This is a genomic window from Kitasatospora sp. NPDC004799 (assembly GCF_040609095.1).
Lineage (GTDB): Bacteria > Actinomycetota > Actinomycetes > Streptomycetales > Streptomycetaceae > Kitasatospora.
The window spans coordinates 1-1504 of record NZ_JBEXJK010000784.1 but is presented as its reverse complement, the minus strand read 5'-3'; the positions used below and the strand labels follow the sequence as shown (position 1 = coordinate 1504).

Here is a 1504-nt window from a genome sequence, read left to right as displayed (position 1 = left end):
GTGAAGCGGGTGCGCAGCGCCGGGTGGGCGGCCACCAGCGCGGTCAGCGCCCGGTCCAGGGCGGCCTCGTCCAGCCCGTACGGCAGGTCGAGCAGCATCGACATGGTGAAGTGGCGCAGCGGGCCGTGGGCGGCGAAGAACCACTCCTGGACCGGGGTGAGCGGGGCGGGCCCCTCCGCCCGGGGCCGCTCGACGGGGGCCTGGGCCTCGGTGGCGAGGGCGGCCGCGGCGAGGTCGGCGACGGTCTGGTGGCGGAAGACGTCCTGGGAGCCGATCCGCAGGCCGGCGGCGCGGGCCCGGGAGACGGCCTGGATGCTCAGGATCGAGTCGCCGCCGAGTTCGAAGAAGTTGTCGGTGACGCCGACTCTCGGCACGCCCAGCACCTCGGCCCAGACCGCGGCGAGGACCTCCTCCTCGGGGGTCCGCGGGGCGACGAACTCGCCCTCCCGGCCGTCGACTTCGGGGGCGGGCAGAGCGCGGCGGTCCAGCTTGCCGCTGGTGCTGAGCGGCAGCGCGTCCAGCACCGTGAAGGAGGAGGGCACCAGGTGGTCGGGCAGCACCCGGCGCAGTGCCGCGCGCAGCTCGGCGGCGGGCCGGGCGGCGCCGTCGGCGAACACCAGGTAGGCGGCCAGCCGGTGGTGTCCGTGGGCGTCGGGCACGGCGAGGACGGCGGCCTCGGCGACCTCGGGCAGGTCGAGCAGGGCGGCCTCGACCTCGCCGGGCTCGATCCGGTGGCCGCGCACCTTGACCTGGTCGTCCGCGCGGCCGAGGTACTCCAGGCGCCCGTCGGCCGTCCAGCGGGCCAGGTCGCCGGTGCGGTACATCCGGGTGCCGGGCGGGCCGTACGGGTCGGCGGTGAAGCGGGCGGCGGTCAGCCCGGGGCGGCCGGCGTAGCCGCGGGCGACCTGCTCGCCGGCCAGGTGGAGTTCGCCGCTCACCCCGGGCGGCACCGGCTGGAGCCGGCCGTCCAGGACGTAGGCGCGGACGTTGGGCAGCGGGCGGCCGATCAGCGGCCGGTCCCCGTCGTCGATCCGGCAGGCGAGCGCGTCGACGGTGCACTCGGTGGGGCCGTAGTAGTTGTAGGCGGCCGTCCCCGGGCGGGCGGCGAGCTCGCGCCAGAGCCGGGGGGTGACCGCCTCGCCGCCGAGCATCAGCACCCGGGGGCGGTGGCGGGGGTCGTCCAGCAGCCCGGCGGGCAGCAGTTGGCGCAGGTAGGAGGGAGTGAGGTCGAGGAAGTCGATCCGGTGGCGCACGACGTACTCGACCAGGGCGGCCGGGTCCATCCGGGTGGTCTCGTCCACCAGGTGCAGCGGGTGGCCGTCGGCCAGCAGCAGCAGGCCCTCCAGCGAGGTGTCGAAGGAGAGGGAGGCGGTCAGCGCGACGTTCAGCGGGCCGCCGCCGGCGTCGGCGACGAAGCCCGCCCGGTGGGCGGCGAGCAGGTGGGCCAGGGCGCGGTGCGGGACGGTGACGCCCTTGGGGCGGCCGGTGGAGCCGGAGGTGTAGA

Annotated in this window: 1 protein-coding gene; it reads right to left on the bottom strand. The window is 76.9% G+C overall.

Going from position 1 to position 1504, the window contains the following annotated elements:
- Positions 1–1504, bottom strand: a 1504-nt coding sequence (locus ABZW03_RS40785; protein WP_355269919.1) for an AMP-binding protein, incomplete at both ends; no start/stop codon positions are given.